The sequence below is a fragment of the Fodinicola feengrottensis genome, assembly GCF_039530045.1.
GTDB lineage: Bacteria > Actinomycetota > Actinomycetes > Mycobacteriales > HKI-0501 > Fodinicola > Fodinicola feengrottensis.
In genome coordinates this window covers 191590-209382 of the sequence record NZ_BAAANY010000023.1, presented here as the reverse complement: position 1 = coordinate 209382, position 17793 = coordinate 191590, and the positions used below count along the sequence as shown (strand labels likewise).

The 17793-nt window shown below is 65.8% G+C and carries 29 protein-coding genes; 5 read left to right on the top strand and 24 right to left on the bottom strand.

What is annotated here, in order from left to right; translation table 11 throughout:
• The 15 genes from ABD301_RS29180 to ABD301_RS29110 form a co-directional block, all read right to left on the bottom strand.
• A complete protein-coding gene (locus ABD301_RS29180) occupies window positions 1-156 on the bottom strand; it encodes a hypothetical protein (RefSeq protein WP_163571099.1) in 156 nt (51 codons plus the stop codon).
• Window positions 156-539, bottom strand: coding sequence for a hypothetical protein (locus ABD301_RS29175; protein WP_344313545.1), 384 nt, complete (start codon window positions 537-539; stop codon window positions 156-158). Before ABD301_RS29175 ends, ABD301_RS29180 begins: the two co-directional genes overlap by 1 nt.
• 13 nt (window positions 540-552) lie before the next feature.
• A complete protein-coding gene (locus ABD301_RS29170) occupies window positions 553-1395 on the bottom strand; it encodes a hypothetical protein (RefSeq protein ID WP_163571103.1) in 843 nt (280 codons plus the stop codon).
• Window positions 1392-1694: an HNH endonuclease signature motif containing protein gene (locus ABD301_RS29165; RefSeq protein WP_344313588.1), complete on the bottom strand. Its 303-nt coding sequence runs from the start codon at window positions 1692-1694 to the stop codon at window positions 1392-1394. The genes ABD301_RS29170 and ABD301_RS29165 overlap by 4 nt, the downstream gene beginning before the upstream one ends.
• A 486-nt stretch (window positions 1695-2180) precedes the next feature.
• Window positions 2181-2423 carry a hypothetical protein gene (locus ABD301_RS29160; protein ID WP_163571105.1) on the bottom strand — a complete coding sequence of 81 codons (243 nt, stop codon included), beginning with the start codon at window positions 2421-2423 and terminating at the stop codon, window positions 2181-2183.
• A gap of 10 nt (window positions 2424-2433) precedes the next feature.
• On the bottom strand, window positions 2434-3144 hold the full coding sequence (locus tag ABD301_RS29155) for a chitosanase (protein WP_344313544.1): 711 nt from the start codon (window positions 3142-3144) through the stop codon (window positions 2434-2436).
• On the bottom strand, window positions 3141-3320 hold the full coding sequence (locus tag ABD301_RS29150) for a hypothetical protein (RefSeq protein WP_344313543.1): 180 nt from the start codon (window positions 3318-3320) through the stop codon (window positions 3141-3143). Before ABD301_RS29150 ends, ABD301_RS29155 begins: the two co-directional genes overlap by 4 nt.
• A gap of 22 nt (window positions 3321-3342) precedes the next feature.
• Window positions 3343-3531: a hypothetical protein gene (locus ABD301_RS29145; protein WP_344313542.1), complete on the bottom strand. Its 189-nt coding sequence runs from the start codon at window positions 3529-3531 to the stop codon at window positions 3343-3345.
• 71 nt (window positions 3532-3602) lie between these two features.
• Window positions 3603-4310, bottom strand: a complete 708-nt coding sequence (locus ABD301_RS29140) for a hypothetical protein (protein WP_344313540.1) — start codon at window positions 4308-4310, stop codon at window positions 3603-3605.
• A gap of 212 nt (window positions 4311-4522) precedes the next feature.
• Window positions 4523-4672 (bottom strand): hypothetical protein, encoded by a 150-nt coding sequence (locus ABD301_RS29135; protein WP_163571111.1) that lies wholly within the window; start codon window positions 4670-4672, stop codon window positions 4523-4525.
• A complete protein-coding gene (locus ABD301_RS29130; RefSeq protein WP_163571113.1) occupies window positions 4669-4908 on the bottom strand; it encodes a hypothetical protein in 240 nt (79 codons plus the stop codon). Before ABD301_RS29130 ends, ABD301_RS29135 begins: the two co-directional genes overlap by 4 nt.
• Window positions 4905-5111 (bottom strand): hypothetical protein, encoded by a 207-nt coding sequence (locus ABD301_RS29125; RefSeq protein ID WP_163571115.1) that lies wholly within the window; start codon window positions 5109-5111, stop codon window positions 4905-4907. Before ABD301_RS29125 ends, ABD301_RS29130 begins: the two co-directional genes overlap by 4 nt.
• A 4-nt stretch (window positions 5112-5115) precedes the next feature.
• Window positions 5116-5493, bottom strand: coding sequence for a hypothetical protein (locus ABD301_RS29120; protein ID WP_279581757.1), 378 nt, complete (start codon window positions 5491-5493; stop codon window positions 5116-5118).
• Between the two features lies 1 nt (window position 5494).
• Window positions 5495-5698: a hypothetical protein gene (locus tag ABD301_RS29115; RefSeq protein ID WP_163571119.1), complete on the bottom strand. Its 204-nt coding sequence runs from the start codon at window positions 5696-5698 to the stop codon at window positions 5495-5497.
• A gap of 1 nt (window position 5699) precedes the next feature.
• The gene (locus tag ABD301_RS29110; RefSeq protein ID WP_279581758.1) at window positions 5700-6062 is read right to left on the bottom strand and encodes a hypothetical protein; all 363 of its coding nucleotides are present in this window, start codon (window positions 6060-6062) and stop codon (window positions 5700-5702) included.
• A 169-nt stretch (window positions 6063-6231) separates the two neighbouring features.
• Here ABD301_RS29110 and ABD301_RS29105 point away from each other — a divergent pair, with 169 nt between their 5' ends.
• Window positions 6232-6537: a helix-turn-helix domain-containing protein gene (locus tag ABD301_RS29105; protein WP_344313539.1), complete on the top strand. Its 306-nt coding sequence runs from the start codon at window positions 6232-6234 to the stop codon at window positions 6535-6537.
• 88 nt (window positions 6538-6625) lie between these two features.
• On the opposite strand, the gene ABD301_RS29100 is transcribed toward ABD301_RS29105, so the two are convergent.
• Window positions 6626-7528 (bottom strand): TIGR03564 family F420-dependent LLM class oxidoreductase, encoded by a 903-nt coding sequence (locus ABD301_RS29100; RefSeq protein WP_344313538.1) that lies wholly within the window; start codon window positions 7526-7528, stop codon window positions 6626-6628.
• Window positions 7529-7597: 69 nt separating this feature from the next.
• Between ABD301_RS29100 and ABD301_RS29095 the strand changes: the two genes are divergently transcribed.
• Window positions 7598-8224, top strand: coding sequence for a TetR/AcrR family transcriptional regulator (locus ABD301_RS29095; protein WP_344313537.1), 627 nt, complete (start codon window positions 7598-7600; stop codon window positions 8222-8224).
• A 3-nt stretch (window positions 8225-8227) separates the two neighbouring features.
• Here ABD301_RS29095 and ABD301_RS29090 read toward each other — a convergent pair whose 3' ends face one another.
• Genes ABD301_RS29090 through ABD301_RS29080 form a run of 3 tightly spaced genes read right to left on the bottom strand, consistent with a single transcriptional unit; the run spans window position 8228 to window position 10254 of the window.
• A complete protein-coding gene (locus ABD301_RS29090; RefSeq protein ID WP_344313535.1) occupies window positions 8228-8569 on the bottom strand; it encodes a DUF3817 domain-containing protein in 342 nt (113 codons plus the stop codon).
• Window positions 8562-8945 carry a hypothetical protein gene (locus tag ABD301_RS29085; protein ID WP_344313532.1) on the bottom strand — a complete coding sequence of 128 codons (384 nt, stop codon included), beginning with the start codon at window positions 8943-8945 and terminating at the stop codon, window positions 8562-8564. The genes ABD301_RS29090 and ABD301_RS29085 overlap by 8 nt, the downstream gene beginning before the upstream one ends.
• 46 nt (window positions 8946-8991) lie before the next feature.
• Window positions 8992-10254, bottom strand: coding sequence for a TerD family protein (locus ABD301_RS29080; protein ID WP_344313530.1), 1263 nt, complete (start codon window positions 10252-10254; stop codon window positions 8992-8994).
• Window positions 10255-10374: 120 nt separating this feature from the next.
• On the opposite strand from ABD301_RS29080, the gene ABD301_RS29075 reads away from it, so the two are divergent.
• Window positions 10375-11487: a M48 family metallopeptidase gene (locus ABD301_RS29075; RefSeq protein ID WP_344313528.1), complete on the top strand. Its 1113-nt coding sequence runs from the start codon at window positions 10375-10377 to the stop codon at window positions 11485-11487.
• A gap of 5 nt (window positions 11488-11492) precedes the next feature.
• Here ABD301_RS29075 and ABD301_RS29070 read toward each other — a convergent pair whose 3' ends face one another.
• The gene (locus tag ABD301_RS29070) at window positions 11493-12452 is read right to left on the bottom strand and encodes a sigma-70 family RNA polymerase sigma factor (RefSeq protein ID WP_344313527.1); all 960 of its coding nucleotides are present in this window, start codon (window positions 12450-12452) and stop codon (window positions 11493-11495) included.
• A 144-nt stretch (window positions 12453-12596) separates the two neighbouring features.
• Here ABD301_RS29070 and ABD301_RS29065 point away from each other — a divergent pair, with 144 nt between their 5' ends.
• Window positions 12597-14000, top strand: coding sequence for an MFS transporter (locus ABD301_RS29065; protein ID WP_344313526.1), 1404 nt, complete (start codon window positions 12597-12599; stop codon window positions 13998-14000).
• 13 nt (window positions 14001-14013) lie between these two features.
• On the opposite strand, the gene ABD301_RS29060 is transcribed toward ABD301_RS29065, so the two are convergent.
• Window positions 14014-14460 (bottom strand): hypothetical protein, encoded by a 447-nt coding sequence (locus ABD301_RS29060; RefSeq protein WP_163571128.1) that lies wholly within the window; start codon window positions 14458-14460, stop codon window positions 14014-14016.
• On the bottom strand, window positions 14457-15251 hold the full coding sequence (locus ABD301_RS29055) for an SURF1 family cytochrome oxidase biogenesis protein (RefSeq protein WP_344313524.1): 795 nt from the start codon (window positions 15249-15251) through the stop codon (window positions 14457-14459). Before ABD301_RS29055 ends, ABD301_RS29060 begins: the two co-directional genes overlap by 4 nt.
• Before the next feature lie 355 nt (window positions 15252-15606).
• Between ABD301_RS29055 and ABD301_RS29050 the strand changes: the two genes are divergently transcribed.
• Window positions 15607-15837, top strand: coding sequence for a hypothetical protein (locus ABD301_RS29050; RefSeq protein WP_344313523.1), 231 nt, complete (start codon window positions 15607-15609; stop codon window positions 15835-15837).
• Here ABD301_RS29050 and ABD301_RS29045 read toward each other — a convergent pair.
• Window positions 15828-16718, bottom strand: a complete 891-nt coding sequence (locus ABD301_RS29045) for a 2-dehydropantoate 2-reductase (RefSeq protein ID WP_163571134.1) — start codon at window positions 16716-16718, stop codon at window positions 15828-15830. The genes ABD301_RS29050 and ABD301_RS29045 overlap by 10 nt on opposite strands.
• Window positions 16715-17692 (bottom strand): alpha/beta hydrolase, encoded by a 978-nt coding sequence (locus ABD301_RS29040; protein ID WP_344313521.1) that lies wholly within the window; start codon window positions 17690-17692, stop codon window positions 16715-16717. The genes ABD301_RS29045 and ABD301_RS29040 overlap by 4 nt, the downstream gene beginning before the upstream one ends.
• Between the last annotated feature and the right edge of the window lie 101 nt (window positions 17693-17793).

Genomic DNA, 17793 nt, shown 5'->3' with positions numbered 1-17793 from the left:
TTAGATCGCTTCCAAAATGTCAGCGATCAACCCGCCTTCGTCGAAGCCGCCTTCGACGTACTGATCGAGGGCGCGTACAACTGCGACACGTTCGTCGGAGTCCATCCGCAAGATGTAGATAGGGACGACGGCGGATGATTCTTCGACGGTGGCCATTACAAACCCTGAACCTTCGCCCACGCCGAAATCTTGGCGTCGTCCCCGTCGTCGGTGTCGTTCAGAACGCCGCCGGTGGTGCCGAACTTCGCGAACTTGATCACCTTGATGCGGCCGGCAACGGTGTCCGAGAACTTGCCGCCGTCCTCGTCAAGGAGGCCGTTGAGAATGGCGCCCTTCACTACGACGCCTTTCTGAATCTCGCCGTCCTTGGTGAGGTCGGCGAAGTCCGCCACGACAGCCTGCTTCGGGCCGAAGTTGCCGGACGTGTCGGTGTGCGGTTCCTGGATGTTGGTAAACACCACAAGGGAGCCGTCGTGCTCTTTGGCGTTGAAGTACGAGCCTTCGCTGCTCTTGGTGGGCTTTTTGTAATCGAGACCCATGTGTTACGCTCTCCTAGCTAGATGGATGACGCGGCGCCTTTACGGGGCGCTTGAACGGTGACTGATTTACGGGGGCGTTGATTGCGTCCTTGCCAAGCCCACGTACGCCTTTCCAGCCGTGCCAAGGCATGACCTCAGTGGCTAGCGCCTTAAATACCGAGAACACCTCCGGTCCTGTATTGATCGGATGCAGCGCCCAACCCTCTGGACGGGTGTGCAGAACGACCGTGGCCTCGTACTCGCGGTTGTCCTCGACAACAGTTTCGCCGTCGACCGTGCGTAAGATGTACGGCGCGTACCGGTAGGCGCTTAATTGCAGCGCCACGGTGTCATAGACGCCGTTACCAGCTTTCGTGTCGCCGAGAACTAGTTGACCGTCGATGACAGCGCACCAGTCCGCGGTACCGAAATATCCAAGCTCTGGATTCCAGACGCTGAACTCCTGGTCGACGAATGTCGGGTGGTACTCGGCAATGAACTGTTCCCAGTTGCCGAGAAACGGCGCCATCTGCTCCGGAACCCAGCCGACTTCTTCGCCGTCCGCCAGACGCTCGTACATCTTGTGGACCTTGGTGCCGAGCTGCGCAGCCGCGCTGGTCTCGCGGTAGGCAGCTCCGCCGATGCGGTTCTCTGCCTCTACGAACTTGCCGTCAACCAACAGGCGCACGATCTCGTCGATGTGATCAACGGCGTATTCTGACGCCTTGTTTGCGCTCCATCTCTGTAAGAAATCTTTAGAGATCAGGCCGCCGATACTTGTTACGCCAGGGATGCGCTTTCCCGTGACCGAGTCCTCAGCGTATTTATGCCCGTCGCCCTCGAACAATATTCGAGGAGGCACCACCGCATCGGTCATGTTCTCCTCGAACCTGTCGCCTGTCGCCGCCGATTACGCTGGCAGGTTCGGCACTCGCGGCCACCGTCCACCTTGCGTATATACAGATTTTCGCCGGAATACAGATGACCGCTTGGGCAGTGTGTTTTGTTTCGCAGATGCGCGCCGGCTTCGCCTCGTCGCACATTTTCGGCGAGCGTTACAGGCTCTAGATGCCATGGGTTGACACACGCGCGATTTCGACAGAGGTGGTCTAAGTGGAGACCGTCAGGTATATCGGCCCGCAGCGCGGTGTACGCCCACCTGTGCGCCCGCCACACATGCGGCCCCACCCGGAAACGCCCGTACCCTGTAGTGTTAGGTGCTCCCGCCCAGATCCAGCAATCGCCAGGACCCACGGTGAGTTTTCGTCCGAACCGCGCCAAATATTCCTGCTCGATAGATAGCCCCGGTGTCTTGTGCGCAAAGCGTGGGCTTAGTACACTGGGGTACGTGGGAAACGCTGTCACTCGTCATCCGATCCGGAATCATCCGGCCACTCCCACGCATCGGCCGGCAGGATCCAAGCGAACAGCCGCAAAAGAGCAGCCTGAATGTAGTAGCTGATCAAAACGCATCACTTCCCGGGTTTAGGCCGCGGTGTTTTCGGCGGCTTAGAGGGTTTAGGGCGACTCGGCGGCGGACGTGGTTTTGGCGGGTGTGTGGTCATTTCCTGAACCAGGCCCACCAAAACAGGTACGGCACCGATAGACCGAAGAATGCAGCGACCGGACACTGCGTTGGGGAGCGCTGCCAGTCAGCGCCCATTAGCGCACCCAGTAGCCGAGGTCCGACAACTTGATCTTGTAGCTGCGGACTGGCAAGCCCGCATCTGCTAGTAACTCTTCGAGCTTCTCCGCGATGCGCGAAACCTTCCGGCCGAGCTTGATCTCTTCGCCCGCGTCCTCGCGGAATCCCTCAAGCGCAGCCTGTACGGCCTGTGCTTCATTCGGGGTCAGCGTGACGACAATTTGGGTGACCTCGTCGGTACGCGTTCGGACTTTCGCCACTTCAGCTCTCCTACCTAATCGTGTACGAGTCGCCGTACGTTTTCCACGTCAGCGGAGTGTGCAGGTCGTAGTTACCGGCCGCCAGGAATAGCCGCTGCATTGTTTCGATGCGCGATGTGTCGCTGTGCGCTTCCTCGCGGAGCATGGCGGCCTTGCGAACGTTCAGGAACGCGTTCAGGAAGACGTATTCTTTGCCGCCGTGACTAGGCAACGGGGCGTACGGAATCGTCGCCGCGCGAATGCCGCCGAAGCTGTCACGGTCGTACCCTGGTCCGTGCATTACCAGCGCGTCGTAGTAAATGAACTGACCAAGAATGCTCAGGCCATCCGCCAGCGCCTGGTTAACAGCCGGCGTGAAGTACTCGTAATCCCGGATCGAGTCTTGAGCCGAACGAAACGTTGCATTGGGTGCCGACGTCTTCCAAGACGAGACGAACGCAGCGCCCAGCCCCGTGTGGCTCGCGGTGCCGTTTACCTTACGCAGTGCCAGCAGGAAACGTAGCAAGCCGGCCTTGGGCGCCAGCACCGCGTACCGCTCGACGACCCGAAGCATGTCGCCCGTTCCGGAGGTGAAGCCGATGATGCCGCCCGTGTAGCCGCGGCCGTCCCCGATATCCTCGATGTAGCCGTACTGTGCGCGCCAGTCCAGAGAGCTGTTCTCCGCGGAACTGACCAACTGCATCGCGATTTCTTTCTTGGCCGTGTCGGCGAGAGTGGTCACTTGAAGATCAGCTCGACGATCCCGGCGCCGAAGAAGCCGCCAGCAACGCCGCCGCCCAAAAGGCCGATAATCGCGGCGACTACGGTCCCTGTGTCGCCCCCAGCCGCCGTGCCCAGTACGCCGCCCACGACTAGGGTCGCGGCGAGGATCGCGATACCTACAAGAATTTTAACCACTTCGAACTGCCTGCCTTCTCGGCTACTGCGCTCGCTGGACGCGAACGTCTACGTAGAACCGCGCCCGGTTGCCTGTTTCCACGTCGGTCACGATCCACTGGTCGAGACCGAAATCCAACCGATAGCGCGAGCCGTCTCGGTATACGTAGCTGCCCGTGTCGCTCGCGGCCCACGCGTGGATGATTTCGGCGACCTCGGTTTCGGATATCACGCCGTCAACCACAACACCACAGAGACGACGGCTCACGCCACGGTCGCCCAGAAAGCGCGCGGGCACAGCGCTCAGGCACCTGAGCCGCCGATCGGCAATGCCTCCGGCAGCGCCATGACCGTACGGACACGGTTCCAGTCCTCACGCGTCATCTGCTTCGTCACCCGACCGGTGAGCCGGTCATACTCGTCCACCAAACCGATGTACAGATCAACCTTGGCGTTGGCGGCGTAGGCGGCGGCGTTGGCGGCGTAGGCGGCGGCGTTGGCGGCGTAGGCGGCGGCGGCGGCAGCGTAGGCGGCGGCGTTGGCGGCGTAGGCGGCGGCGGCGTTGGCGGCGGCGGCGTTGGCGGCGTAGGCGGCGTTGGCGGCGGCGTTGGCGGCGTTGGCGGCGTAGGCGGCGGCGGCGGCAGTGGGCGATTCGCACCAATGTTCAGCCGCCGTAATCGCGGTTTCGCATACACGCCGGTCGCTTTCGCGAACGAACGGAAGTGCTTGCCGCGCGCACCACACCGCGAGCCGAACGTTCAGGACCTTACTGTCCTGCTCGGACCAGTCCGCCACAGCGTCAGCGGAACCAGAGATCCGTGGCGCCATCAACGCCAACCGATGCCTCTCACCGTCGCTCACGGCATCGTTGACGCGAATGCCGGCCGACCGCAGCACTGGGTGCACGCACGTCACGTCGTCAGCCCACGACTTGCCGTCGTACAGCCAGCCGGCGACCTGGACCAGGCACCCGCCATCTTTCGGGGTGGCGCCGACGCCTTTGCGGATCATCGGGATGTAGTCTGGGATGTTCATTTACCTGTCCGCTTTCTTTGAATCGCGACCAACGAGCCAACCAGCCAGCACGAAGGCCGCTATTAGGGCAACTAGGTAGGTGACGAGGGTCATGGATGAGTTGTCTGTGAGCACACAGACGCCGGCGGCGGGGATGGCGGCCCCCAGCACACACGCCCACACTAAGAGAAGCGCCTTGAATTCGGTACTCACGGCTGTCCTGCCTTTACCATGATTCGCTGATTCGGATTTCGTTTCGCTAGCGCCTTGATCGTTTTCTGCGCCAGGTGCCACGAACCGAATACGTGGGTCGTGCCGTTCATGTAGACGGTCCAGCATTCGCCGTCGATGGTGCTCATTTCAGCTCGTCCCGTTGCGCGAGCGTGATTCCGCCTAGCGCGGTTGCGTATGCCTGCGCCTGCGTCCGGTATTCCTGAGCCTTGGATTCGTCCGCCTTGGCCCAGTTCCGCGCCTTCGTAGCGGAGCTATCGCGGACAATTTCAAGTGCGCGAATCAGCTTGCGTGCCTGGTCGCCGCTGATGAATCCTGTGCCGGCTACCGGTGGCGCGGCCAGTTCGTGACCTTGAAGCTTCATGACGCCATCTCCAGTTCCTGAGAGATCTTGATGGAGCCGGTCACCAGGTGGCCGAAGGATGCTCGGGCGCCGTGCTCTTCCAGCAGATTGGCGAGGATGCCCGCGGCGACCAACGCCAGCCCATCCGGCGAGCCGCCAACGTGGTACAGAATCGTGGCGAGGACGTCGGCTTCGGTGTCGCTCAGGGGCAGGCGAGTGGCCACCGGACTAGTCCTCGTCTACCGGGATGTAGACGTCGATCCAGTCGGCGATTTCTGGAAATGAGCTACTAGCGTCCGTGGGTGTGCCGTCGTTCAAGGCGGTTAACTGATCCTGATAAACCGATGTCGGCCAGCCGAGAGTCTCCTTCGCGTCGTCACCCAGTATCGCGTCGTTGAAGCCGTCGGTCGTCGATAAAACCACAAAGGGTTCGCCGCTGTTTACCATGGTGCACGTTTCCCACGCCGCCAGACCTTGTCGCACAAGCTGATCGCCCAGCACGCCTAGACAGCAGTACGCATCTGCTCGACGCAGCGCGCTTCTGCCTTGCTTGAAATCTCCGCTGCGCAGATCCCGCAGCCACTGCTCTTTCACGGCTCGCTTCATCTCAGCCTCTCGCGAAGTCTCGGCGCATCTCGCGCACGTACCGGTAATAGTTCTCGATGCTCATGGGTGATGCGCCAAGCCCGATGTGCTTGACCCGCTCGCGGTGCTGCATGTACGACCGCACGAATCGGAGCGTTGAGGCGAGTGATTCGCCCTGCTCCGCGGCGTACCAGGCTGCATGGACTTCGAGGTCAGGGAAGTGCATGTCAGAGACCGGCCAGCGTGGAGTACTCGACGTATTCAGTGCTGACGTTTTGTTCCGCAAGCGCGTCGTAAACCTCGCGCATACGCAGGCCGTCCCACACGCTACTGTCCACGCCGTTGCCGAGTAGCTTCCGTAGGTTTTCGGCGACCTCGCCCGCCAGAGTGATCGTGACGTTGGCCGGCGTCGGGGGCTTCGGTTCGCGCGCTTCGACCGTCAGCGGGCCGTAATAACGAGCCACAGAGAGCATGCTCCGCCCATCGGTGAACACCTCGGGCTGTTCCCCGCGCGTTCTGTACGAGTCCGCCCCGTCGCTCGACTGGTACCAAGCATCCCCATCGGCGTCTGTCAGCTTGAGTAGTGGCATGTTGTCTCCTAGAGTCTGCGGCGTTGATCTGATCCTAGCGGATCAAAAACGATCCGGATAGAGCTAGAGGGATCTTGTGTCAGCCGTCACGGAAATTGGGTGTCCGATATTGGTCCGAATCCGGGCGTGCGGGTTGTCAATAGGTCCTTCGACCTACACAATGGTGGACATGACAGCACCGGGGCGGCGGAACGGCCGCAAGACAAATCGGAAAGTGGAGCGTTCGCAGGTCAGCGACCTGTCGAACACGGTTGCGCTGGCGGTCTGGTACCTCATGCGCAAGAACGGGATCACGTCCGGCAACCAACTGGCTGCCGAGCTCGACGTGCCGCAGGCCACGATCAACCGCAAGCTGAACGGCCGCGGTGAGTTTGACCTAGGTGATATCGCGATACTCGCCGAGTTTTTCGACGTGAGCGCGGTTGAGCTGATCGCGGGGGCGCGTCTTGGAGGTCAGGTCACTCTAGCGCCGTAGCGGGTATTTCAGTGGATCCAGGTTGACCCGCACGCATGGGGCATGCGGGGCCAAACCGGGACGGTCGGTGGCTGGAGTCAAGGAGTGGTTAGTTTTGCCGCACTAATGCGGAGAACAGGTCGAGCGTACGGGCGCGGTCGGCGTCGGAGCCGACCGGAAAGGCGATGAACTCGGTGGCACCGGCGTCGAGTTGGCGCCGCAGTTGCCGCTCGACCGAGGCCTCGTCGCCCGCGATGACGACGTCCGCTACGCCGTCGACGCCTTCCCGGTCCAGCATCGCGCGGTAGTTGTCGAGAGTGGCCGCCAACCCGAAGGTCTCCGCGACCCAGGTCCGTACGGCCGCTTCGTCGCTGGTCACCGACACGATGACCCCGGCGACGATCCGCGGCGCCGGCCGCCCGATCGCGGCCTTGGTAATCGTCGGTACGACGTGGTCCGCGAGGGTCCGGATACCGGCCCAGTTGGTGATCGTGCCGTCGGTCAGCTCGCCGGCGATCCGTAGCATGGTGGGGCCGAGCGCGGAGATCAGCAGCCCCGGCGGTTGCGCCCCGGGGACCGCGACGGTGCCGGTCGCGGTCAGGGTCTCGCCGGCGTAGGACACCGTCTCGCCGCGCAGCAGCGGTGCCAACGCGGTCAGGTATTCGCGCAGGTGGCGGGCCGGTCGCTGGTACGAGATGCCGAACCGGCCCTCGACGACCGGCCGGTGGCTGACCCCCACCCCGAGGCTGAGCCGGTTGCCGACCGCAGCCTGCGTAGTGAGCGCCTGGCTGGCCAGCGCGACGGGGTGGATGGGGAAGCTCGGCACGATCGCGGTGCCGAGCTCGATGCCCGGCGCTTCACGGCCGACCGCGGCCAGCGTGGTCAGCGGATCCCAGCCGTAGTGCTGGCCCATCCAGAATCCGGCCAGGCCACCGGCGGCCGCCGACTTGGCTTGCGCGGCGATCTGGTCGAAGGTCAGACCTCGTTCGTCGATCAGCAGTCCGATACGCACGAGAACTCCTAAGTGGAGGAATTTTCCTCCGCTTAGCGTACGGTGGTTGTCCGGTGCTTTGCTAGTGCGATGGCCGAGACACTGCGGGCGGACGCTCTGCGCAACCGTGAGCAGATCCTGGCCGCGGCTCGCCGGCTGTTGGTCGAGTACGGCCCCGACCATCCGCTGGAGGACATCGCTCGGGCCGCCGGCGTCGGGATCGGGACACTCTACCGCCGCTTTCCGGACCGTGCCGCGCTGGTTGACGCGGTTATCAGCAATGGCATGGACCAGTTGGTGGCGGCGGCCGAGACGGCGTTGGACGAGGAGCCGGACGCGTGGTCCGCGCTCTGCCGGTTCGTACGTTTCTGCGTTTCGATGCGGCTCGGTGGCTTGTCATCCGTCATCGACGCGCAGCGACATGAGGCCATCCGGCTGCAGCCGGAAACCATCCGCCGCCGGCTGGTCCTGACGGCGGCGCTTGGTCGAATGGTGCGGGACGCCCAAGCCGACGGCATGCTGCGTACGGACGTGGATGTTGGCGACATCGGCATGGTGATCAACGTCCATGTCCGCCAGTCGGCGGGCCTCGCGCACCTCGAGGCGTCAGTGGACGCACGGCTGGCGGAGCTGCTGCTCGCCGGCCTACGCGCCGCCGCGGAGCCGGAATTCCCGCTGCCCGGGGTGCCACTCACCGGCCCCGATATCGGCGGCTGACCGCTAGTCGGCCGTTTCGGCGAGGATCCGGCGCTCGGTGGCCCGCTCGACGAAGACCGAGGCGAGTGGGATGACGCCGGCGAGCATGACCAGGATCGTCCGCTTCATCGGCCAGCCGAGTTTGTTGCTCAGGTCGAAAACGCACAGCAGATAAATGATGTAGACGAGGCCGTGCGCCGGCCCGACCAGCCCGACCACGGTCGGATTGTGCGCGAAATATTCCAGTGGCATCGCGACAAAAAGCAGGACCAGCAGGCCAAGTGCGGTCAGATACGAGAAAATCCGGTAACGCAACAGCGGCCCACGCAACTGCTGGTGGGTCATTCGGGTTTGGGTGTCAGTCATCCTCCGCCGCCAACCGAGCCAAGTAGTCGTTGTAGCGAGCCAATTCCTGGTCATCGTCGTCCGCAGGGGCCGCGCTGCCGGCCTTGACCAGCACCGGCGGTCGTACGACCGGAGCCGGCTCGGGTTCAGCGGTCGCGACCGGCTCGGCGGGCTTGGCGAGCTGTCGGGCCTCCAGCTGCATCATCCGGAACCACGCCCAGACCACGAAGATCGCGAAAAGCGGCCACTCAAGGGCATAACCGGCATTCTGCAGGGTGCCGGTCGGCGAGCCGGCTCGGTACCACTGCCACCAGGCGCCGCCGACGCAGATCGCCAACAACACCAGGGCAGCGACATGCTTCCAGAGCCATCGCCGCGAGAACATCACTTGCCGCACGTCGAAGAGCCTAACCGGTGCCAACTGAGAGACCGCTGGGAGAGGCTCAGACGTACGCCTTCGCCGGCTTGACCATGGCCCGCACGGTCTTGCCGTCGTGGAATTCGCCGATCGCGGTCATCTCCCACCCGCCGCCAGCCCGGCGCAGCGTACACATCACCACGCCGGTGCTGTCCTTGGTGCCGGACAGGTCGAAACGTACGAGCTCGTCGCCAGTCACGTCGTCCAGCAGCCGGCACCAGGCCGCCCGCAGCGTGCTGAACTTCTGGCCGGAGAAGCTGTTGACGGTGAACACCAACGAGGTGACCACGGCCGGGATCCGGGTCAGGTCGACGGTGATCTGCTCGTCATCCCCGCCGTGCCCGCCGACCAGGTCGTCGCCGGAGTGCTGGACCGCGCCGCCGGCGCCCTTCTTCGACATGAACCAGACCTTGTCCACGTCCTTGCCGAGCGCGTTGAACAGGATCACCGACGCGTCGAGGTCGATGGACCGGCCCGATCCGGCGGCCCAGCCCAGACCCATCCGGACCCGTACCAGCGGCGGCGCGCCCGTCTTGACCAGCGAGACGCTTTGGCCTTTCTGCAGCGAAACGCGGCCCTTGTCGAGGTTGATCCGGCCACCGGCGGCTGGCTCGGGCCGCTTCTGGTACGCGGACTGTTGCGGCGCGGCGGCGGGCGGCTGCTGGTGCGCGGGCGGGCCTGGCGGAGGTGCGTACGGCGCTGCACCTGGTGGCTGACCGTACGGCGCCGGTGGTTGCCCATAAGGCGCTGCTGGCGGCTGGCTCGGCGCTGCCGCGGGTGGATGGTACGCCGGCGGTGGCGCGGGCGATTCCTCGACGCTGATACCGAAATCGGTGGCGATCCCGGCGAGGCCGGTGGCGTAGCCCTGGCCGACCGCGCGGACCTTCCACGCGCCCTGCCGGCGGTAGACCTCAACCAGCACCAGCGCGGTCTCACTGGCCAGCCCGGTCGGTACGAAATGGGCCACCGGGGCTCCGCCGGCGTCGGTGACGGTGGCCGCGAGGCCTTGTACGGACGCGAAAGTGCCGGTCCCGTCGACGGTCGCGGTGATCACCACCTTCTCGATCTGCGCGGGCACCGCCCCGAGGTCCAGCCGCAGGGTCGACGGCGGCTGCAGCGTGACGCCGGGAGCCGAAGGTTGGTTGAAGAACACGAAATCGGCGTCCGATCGCACCTTGCCGGTCGCGGTGACCAGCAGCGCCGCGATGTCCAGAGCCGCCGAGGCAGTCGCCGTGATGACCACCGCAGCGCCGGGCAGCGCCGTGTTAGCGCCTTTGGTCAACTCCACCACGCACTCCTTTTCACCGTTTGCGGCAACCCTACGACCCGGATGCCAGTGCCGGAGACCGAAACTGGCGAGCCATCGGTGACCGGCGGCATAGACTCGGCACATCACGAGGAGGACACCATGAGCGCTGGAGATGCCGCGCGGGCGAAGAGTTTGTCGGACCGGGCCCGGTTCCCGGGGATCAGCCCGCGGGCGTACGAACATCCGGCCGACCGGGGCGCGCTGGTCGCGCTGCGGTCGGTGCCGGGGTTCGACAAGGTGCTCCGGGCGATTTCCGGTGCGGTCGGGGAGCGGAGCGTGCGGCTGCTGGCCCTGGCCTCGCACATCCGGGTGTCGCCGCGCCAATATCCGGTGCTTGACCAGCTCCGAAACGAGACCGCGACGACGCTGGACATCACCCCGGTGCCGGAGATGTTCGTGGTCCGCGACCCGGTCCCGCAGGCGATGGCGATCGGCCTGGACACGCCGATCATCACCATCACCACCGGGCTGCTGGAGCTCTGCGACGAGGACGGGCTGCGGTTCGTCATCGGCCACGAAATGGGTCATGTGCTGTCCGGTCACGCGCTTTACCGGACGATGTTGCTGTGGTTGATCCAGCTGGCCCAGAATTTCGCGTGGTTGCCGCTGGGTTATTGGGGCTTGCGGGCGATCATCATGGGTTTGCAGGAATGGTTCCGAAAGTCGGAGCTTTCCTGCGACCGGGCCGGCCTGCTGTGCGTGCAGGACGCCAAAGCCGCGCTGCGGGTGCACGCGGTGCTGGCTGGCTCGACCGACCCGGACGAGATGGACGTGTCGGGATTTCTGGGCCAGGCCGAGGAATACGAGTCCGGCGGGGACATTCGGGACAGCATCCTGAAACTGCTGCACCTGTCCGGGCAGACCCACCCGCTGGCCGCGATGCGGGCCGCCGAGCTGCAGAAATGGGCCGGCAGCGAGGCGTACGAGCGGATCCTGGCCGGGGACTACCCGCGCCGGTCCGACGACGCGAGCACCCCGATCAGCGAGGAGGTCAAGGCGGCCGCCCAGTCGTACAAGGAAGCGTTCACCACCTCGCGCGACCCGCTGAACAAGGTGGTGAACGACGTGGGTGGCATAGTCGTCGGCGCCGCGTCCCGCGTTCGCGACTGGGTCCGGACGCCGTCCTCCGGCAGCACACCGCCCTCGGGCGGCACGAACGGCTCCGACCGTACCGACCGCGACGACAGCGGCGGCCCCGACTCACCGAACTGAGATCGTCAGAGGCTTGCCGGCAGGCCGAAGGCCGGGAACAGGCTCGGGTCGTGGAAGGCCACGACGTGGGTGACGCCGGTCGCGGTCACTGTCAGGACCTGCAGGGACTGCGGGTGGTGGCCGCCGTCCGGGCCACGCCGATAAGTGCCGAAGGCCGGCTGTCCGTTCGCTGACGTCGGCACCATTCGTACGGCGCCGCGAGTGTGCAGCGCCTTCGCAGCGAGGAAGCGGACGACCAGCTCGCGACCGGTGAACCAGGTCAGGTGCGGCGGCATCTCCAGCGCGGCTTCCTCGGTCAGCACGTCCATAAGGGCGGTCATGTCGGCGTTTTCGAAGGCGGACGCATAGCGGGTGAGCAGCACCCGCAGCTGTTGGTCGCTCGGCTCGCTGACGTCCTCCTCGATCAGCGCTGCCCGGCGCAGCTGGGCGCGTGCCCGCTGCAGCGCGCTCGCCACCGCCGCGGTGGAGGTGCCGAGCAACTCCGCGACCTCGGCCGCGCGCCATCCGAGCACGTCTCGCAGGATCAGCACCGCGCGTTGGCGGGGCGTCAGGTGCTGCAGCGCGGCGATCAACGCCAGCCGCATGCCCGCCCGGGCCGTGTGGACGGCCGCCGGGTCGTCCGGATACGGCTGCAGCCAGGCTGTCTGCGGTGACGCCGTGATCAGGGCGGCTTCGCTGTCCGCGGAGGGGCCGCCAAGGCCGGACGGCAGCGGTCGCCGGCCGCGAGTTTCCAACGCCCGCAGGCAGGTGTTGGTGGCGATCCGGTAGAGCCACGTACGCAGCGAGGCCCGACCCTGGAATCCGTCGTACGACCGCCAGGCCCGCAACAACGTCTCCTGCAGTTGGTCCTCCGCGTCGTGCAAAGAGCCAAGCATCCGGTAGCAGTACGCGAGCAGCTCCGCCCGGAACGGCGCGGTGAGGTGGTCGAAGTCCTCGTCCGCCGAGGTCACTGCTGCTGGCCGCATCGCCGTCCTCCGTCGCTCGTGCACCGGTCTCCACTCGTACAGACCCGGACCGGGCGGCGAAGTAATCGGCTCGCGCCCGGCCAGTTCCGCGGACCGCTCGGATCGATATCGGTGACTGTGCCACATCCGATCCGGAGGATAGACATGACAACGAAACAGCGCTGGGTGCTCGCGCTGACCTCAGCGGCGTCTTTCATGATCGCGCTGGACACCACCGTGGTGACGACCGCCCTCAGCACGATCCGACGAGATCTCGGCGCGTCCGTGGAGACCCTTGAATGGGTGGTCAACGCGTACGTGCTGACCTTCGCGGTGCTGCTGCTCACCGGTGCCGCGCTCGGTGACCGGTTTGGCCGGCGGCGGATGTTCGTGGCCGGGCTCGCGACTTTCACGGTCGCCTCGGCGGCCTGCGCGTTGGCTCCGACGATCGGCCTGATGATCGCCGCCCGGGCGGTCCAGGGCGTCGGTGCCGCGCTCGTCCTGCCGTTGGCGATCACCCAGCTCAGCGCCGCGTTTTCAGCTGAACAAAGGGGAAAAGCGCTGGGCATCTGGAGTGGCATCACCGGCCTGGCGACCTTTGGTGGGCCGTTCATCGGCGGCGCGGTAGCGCAGGGTTTGGCCTGGCAGTGGATCTTCTGGATCAACGTACCGGTCGGGCTGCTCGCGGTCGCGTTCACTTTCTTGCGGATCAACGAAAGCCGTGGGCCGAACCGCGGCCTCGACGCCGGTGGGGTGGTGCTGGCGATTGGCGGGTCGCTGGGGCTGGTTTGGGGACTGGTACGGGGAAACGCTGCCGGCTGGGGCAGCCTGGAGGTGGTCGCGTCGCTGACCGTTGGGGTGGTGTTGGTGGTTGCCTTTGTCGGCTGGGAAATTCGTAGCCTTACGCCGATGCTGCCGATGCGGTTCTTCGCCGTCCGCGGGTTCAGCAGCGCCAACGCGGCGAATTTCGCCATGATAGCGGGCATGTACGCGACGCTGTTCTTCCTGGCGCAGTATTTCCAGACCGCGCAAGGCGATGGACCGTTGCTGGCCGGGCTGCGGATCATGCCTTGGACCGGCACGCTGATGGTGTGCGGGCCGGTGGCCGGTCGGCTCGCCGACCGGTTCGGTGAACGCGGCCCGCTGCTGGCCGGGTTGCTGCTGCAGGCGATCGGCAGCGGCTGGTTGGCGCTGATTATCTCGCCAGATCTGGGTTATGGGTGGATGCTGCCGCCGATGATTCTCGCCGGCTGTGGAATCTCGATCGCGATGCCGGCCGCGCAGAAGGCCGTCGTCGGTGCCGTTCGTCTGGAGGAGATCGGCCCGGCGTCCGGAGGTTTCAGCATGCTACGCCAGCTCGGTGGCATGTTCGGTATAGCGATCGCCGTCGCGGTTTTCGCCGCGGTCGGGAGCTATGCCTCACCGCACGATTTCTCCGGCGGTTTCGCGGCCGTACTCACCGCCGTCACCCTGTTCGCGGTCATCGGCGCCGCCTGCGCCGCCGCGCTGCCGGGCCGCTCACGCACCGCCCCGGCCGTTTCCGCACCGACTGTTTCGGTCGCCAGGTGAATGCCCCGCCGCATCAGGCGGCCGGATATTCCTCGGCGTCGGCTTCTTCGAGGTCTGCTTCCAGCAGTTTTCCGGCCATCACAAGGGAAGCGATCGCCGAGCCGCCGGCGAGGCCGGCTACCAGCCAGCGGTTCACCCGGGGCAGCCGTCGCCAAGACAGCAGCGTGGCGGCGAGGTCGGCGAGGTCGGCCACTCCACCGAAAGCGATCCAGCGGGACGCCGAGACGAGAGTGTCGTCGTTTTCCTGCTCGCCCATCGCGGTCAGCGTGCCGAGGCCGAGGACCACGTCACGGCCGCCCATCGCGCGGGCCAGGACCTTGGTGCCGGTGTGTTCCGCGTCGGCGCCCACCCACGTACGCCCGAGCAGTCCCGGAGCGACCAGAGCGGAGAGGCCCAGCACGGTCCGGCCGACAGCTAGCCAGCGGGCGCCGACGGCGGCTTGGGCGGGAGTGACCTTCATACCTCCACTTTGTCACGACCAGCCAACACCGGCTGCGTGGTTGTCTCACGCCGACGCTTGCGCACCTCCAGCATCGCGAGCAACACGAAGCCGGCCACCGCCATGATGCTGAACGTGAACCACTGATACGCGTACGACTCGTGGTTGCCCTCGTCCAGCGCGCCCTGCGGGATCGCCTCCGGATATTTGCCGGTGACGGCCGGATTCTGGCTCACCAGCTCGACATATCCGTCGTACGTGGGGGCGCCGATCGCCTTGCCCAGCGCGGCCGCGTCGATCCGGGTCACCGAGATCATCCCGCCCACGCTGGACTGGTGCGTGTCGCCGGGCTCCGGCAGCCGGATCCGGCCGGTCACGGTGACCATGCCGTCCTTGCCGGCGATCGGCGCCGGCACCGGCTGCTCCTTCGACGGGTTCTCGCCGAACGGGATCCAGCCGCGGGCGACCAGCAGTCGGGTTCCGTTCGAGGTGACCAGCGGGGTCACGATGTAGAGGCCGTTGTCGTCGGCGATCTGTCGGTAGCGGACCAGGATCTGGTGGCCGGTGTCCCAGCGGCCGGTGGCCACCACCGAGCGGTATTCGATCTGGGTGGTCGGCGCCTTGTCCGTACGCATCAGTTGCTCGACCGGCGTCGCGGTGGCCGACCGGGTGGCGAGGATGTGCTGGTTCTCGTCCCGCACCCCCTGCAGCCGGCCCAGCTGCCAGAACCCGAGTGCCACGAACGTCACCGCCATCACGATGACCAGGAACCCGAGGATGATCCATTTCGGTTTGCGAAGAAACGCCAGCACGCGATCACCGTACGCCGGCCCCCACCCGCCACTGCCCTCAGTCCCGCTCGTTTGTCCGCGTCGACGCGATGCGTGCGTTGGGCCTGGGTTCACCTCACTCGGGTGTTGATCTTGAAAGTTGGCACCCAGCGGCCATGGTCGTTGAGTGCGGCACAATGTCCCGCAGTCGACGTCGAGTGCGGGACATTGTGCCGTGGTCGATGAGCGGCCGGCCTTCCAGCGACGCGAAGAGTGGCCCGGACGAATGACAATCCACAATGGATAGTCATGACGTTGGTCAGTGTTATGGATGGGTGTTCTCTGCGTAACGTGGATGGTGGGGTTGATCCCGCTATTCAGAAGAGGTAATGCATCTATGTTGACAAAAATAATGGTCGGCGCGGCGACTGGTGCGCTCGCGATGGGTTTGCTGGCGGCGCCCGCGGCGGCGGCGCAGCCAGCGGACTGGGTTTTCAGCCACCAGACATTTTCCAGCAGTGACGCCTGCGAACAGGGCGGCCGCGCTGACAAGCAGGCGGACCGCAACATCAAGGCCTTCAAATGCACCCAGGACGGTGTCTGGTACTTGTGGCTGAACTACACCTGAGTGGATCCGTTTAGTCCGCGCAAAAGAGCGAGCAGCACCTGGTTGGTCGGCGTGGGAATGCCATAGCGGGCGCCCAAAGCGACGACCGCGCCGGTGATGAACTCGTGTTCGGTCGGGCGGCCGGCGAGGCGGTCGTAAAGCATCGAGCTGCCGCCTGGATCGGCTGTGTGCCGCAGGTACGCCCGCATGCTGAGGTCCACCTCGTCCGGCTCGAAGTGGGCGCCGTCCGCGGTGCCCACGGCGACCGCCTCGACCAGCAGCGCGCGACTGAGCTCGACGATGTCCGGCTCGGTCATCACGTCGAGGCGGCGCAGCGTGAGCGCGGTGATCGGGTTCGCGGTCACGTTGTTCAGCAGTTTGCGCCAGGCCGCGGTGGGGAAGTCCTCGTCCTGCCTGACCGGCACCGGCGAACCGGCCAGCACCTGCGCGAACCGCGCCCCGACCGGGCCGGCCGGCACGGTGATCTGGCCATCGCCGCGCAGCTCGACCTCACCGGGCGCGATGCGTTCGGCCGGCTGGTAAATGAGCGACGGCAGGATCTCGGTGCGGTCGCTCACGAGCGGACGTACGCGATCGCGCTGCCCGATCCCGTTCTGGACCACCACGACGACCGTCTCCGGGCCAACCAGCCGGTCCAGCCAGCCGCGAATGCCGGCGGTGTCCTGCGCTTTGGTAGCGACGACCACCCAGTCGTGCGGGTCGACGGCGGCCGGGTCCGTGACCGTACACGCCGGGACCTCGGTCGTCTGGTCGTTCTTGGTGATCCGCAGCCGGTCGAAGCCGGTGCGTACGCACAGTGTCGGCTTGCCGCCGACCTCGGTGGCCGCCCAGCCGATCGCGCTGCCAATGGCGCCGGCCCCGACGATCGCCAGTGAGCTCACGCGTTCTCCTTCGGTCCGTACGCCCGCAGCCAACGGGACAAGGCCTGGAAGTACCGCTCGCGGGCTGGTTTGGGCGACAGCGCGAGGTCGTGCAGGCCACCGGCGATCCGCTGCACGGTGACCAGCGGTCCGACCTTGGGCGCCCAGCGCGCGGTCTGCTCCACATCCAGCACCGCGTCCGCGGTCAGCAGCGACTCGTCCCAGCCGCGGGTGATCACGTACGCCGTCGATGCGGCCACCAGCACTGGGCAGGGCACTTCCAGACCGCCGTGCAACTGGCGCTGCGCCACTCGTACGGCCCGCAACCAGCCGGCTCGCAGCGGTACGCCGACGATCGGCTTCCACCTGAGGTCGAACTGCCATTCGCCGTAGTAGTCGGCGTGCACGGACTCCGAATACGGCGTGCGGTGCAGCGACGGGATCACCGCCATCGGGCGGGTCCGGCCGAGCGCCTCGATCCAGTCGCCGCCCCGGCCACGCAGCGCCGGCGGCACCGGGAGCTGGAAGAACGGCGAGTTCAGCAACATCGCGTCGAGGATGCCGCGGCCGTCTCGGCGGTCCCGTCGCGCGTGCGCCCACATCGCGGCGATCAGGCCGCCGGTGGAGTGGGCGTTCAGGATGACGGAGTCGTGGCCGTCGGCGGTGATCAGCGCATACGTGGCGTCCAGGTCGGCGGCGTACTCGCCGAGATGTCGCACGTACGCGAGGGTCTGGTGCGATAGCCAGCTGCGACCGTTCTTGCGCAGGTCAACGGCATAGAAGTCGTAGCCTTGCTCCACCCAGAAGTCGGCCAGGTGGGTCTGGAAGAAGTAGTCGGCATAGCCGTGCACATAGAGCATCGCGCGCCGAGTCGCGACCGCGGCGCGGCGGCGGATCACCGTCGCGACGACCGGGCCCTGCTCGTCCGGGCCGAACTCCAGCGTCGTTCGCTCGTACGGCTCGCCGAGCAGGTCAGTCACCCAGGTCCGTACCACGATCCCGTTCCACCCTTCGTCGCTCCAACCGTACGCGGGAGTCGGTGCCCGACGATGTCGACGGTGGTGGAGGCCACGCATAATTGTGGCCGTTTTATTGT

Bases quoted from the DNA above. Each gene is read 5' to 3' on its own strand.
- ABD301_RS29095 (WP_344313537.1), top strand. From the start codon at position 7,598: ATGGCCGAGACACTGCGGGCGGACGCTCTGCGCAACCGTGAGCAGATC.
- ABD301_RS29065 (WP_344313526.1), top strand. From the start codon at position 12,597: ATGACAACGAAACAGCGCTGGGTGCTCGCGCTGACCTCAGCGGCGTCT.
- ABD301_RS29075 (WP_344313528.1), top strand. From the start codon at position 10,375: ATGAGCGCTGGAGATGCCGCGCGGGCGAAGAGTTTGTCGGACCGGGCC.
- ABD301_RS29060 (WP_163571128.1), bottom strand. From the start codon at position 14,460: ATGAAGGTCACTCCCGCCCAAGCCGCCGTCGGCGCCCGCTGGCTAGCT.
- ABD301_RS29105 (WP_344313539.1), top strand. From the start codon at position 6,232: ATGACAGCACCGGGGCGGCGGAACGGCCGCAAGACAAATCGGAAAGTG.
- ABD301_RS29090 (WP_344313535.1), bottom strand. From the start codon at position 8,569: ATGACTGACACCCAAACCCGAATGACCCACCAGCAGTTGCGTGGGCCG.
- ABD301_RS29170 (WP_163571103.1), bottom strand. From the start codon at position 1,395: ATGACCGATGCGGTGGTGCCTCCTCGAATATTGTTCGAGGGCGACGGG.
- ABD301_RS29180 (WP_163571099.1), bottom strand. From the start codon at position 156: ATGGCCACCGTCGAAGAATCATCCGCCGTCGTCCCTATCTACATCTTG.
- ABD301_RS29130 (WP_163571113.1), bottom strand. From the start codon at position 4,908: ATGAAGCTTCAAGGTCACGAACTGGCCGCGCCACCGGTAGCCGGCACA.
- ABD301_RS29120 (WP_279581757.1), bottom strand. From the start codon at position 5,493: ATGAAGCGAGCCGTGAAAGAGCAGTGGCTGCGGGATCTGCGCAGCGGA.
- ABD301_RS29110 (WP_279581758.1), bottom strand. From the start codon at position 6,062: ATGCCACTACTCAAGCTGACAGACGCCGATGGGGATGCTTGGTACCAG.
- ABD301_RS29175 (WP_344313545.1), bottom strand. From the start codon at position 539: ATGGGTCTCGATTACAAAAAGCCCACCAAGAGCAGCGAAGGCTCGTAC.
- ABD301_RS29135 (WP_163571111.1), bottom strand. From the start codon at position 4,672: ATGAGCACCATCGACGGCGAATGCTGGACCGTCTACATGAACGGCACG.
- ABD301_RS29140 (WP_344313540.1), bottom strand. From the start codon at position 4,310: ATGATCCGCAAAGGCGTCGGCGCCACCCCGAAAGATGGCGGGTGCCTG.
- ABD301_RS29115 (WP_163571119.1), bottom strand. From the start codon at position 5,698: ATGCACTTCCCTGACCTCGAAGTCCATGCAGCCTGGTACGCCGCGGAG.
- ABD301_RS29070 (WP_344313527.1), bottom strand. From the start codon at position 12,452: ATGCGGCCAGCAGCAGTGACCTCGGCGGACGAGGACTTCGACCACCTC.
- ABD301_RS29050 (WP_344313523.1), top strand. From the start codon at position 15,607: ATGTTGACAAAAATAATGGTCGGCGCGGCGACTGGTGCGCTCGCGATG.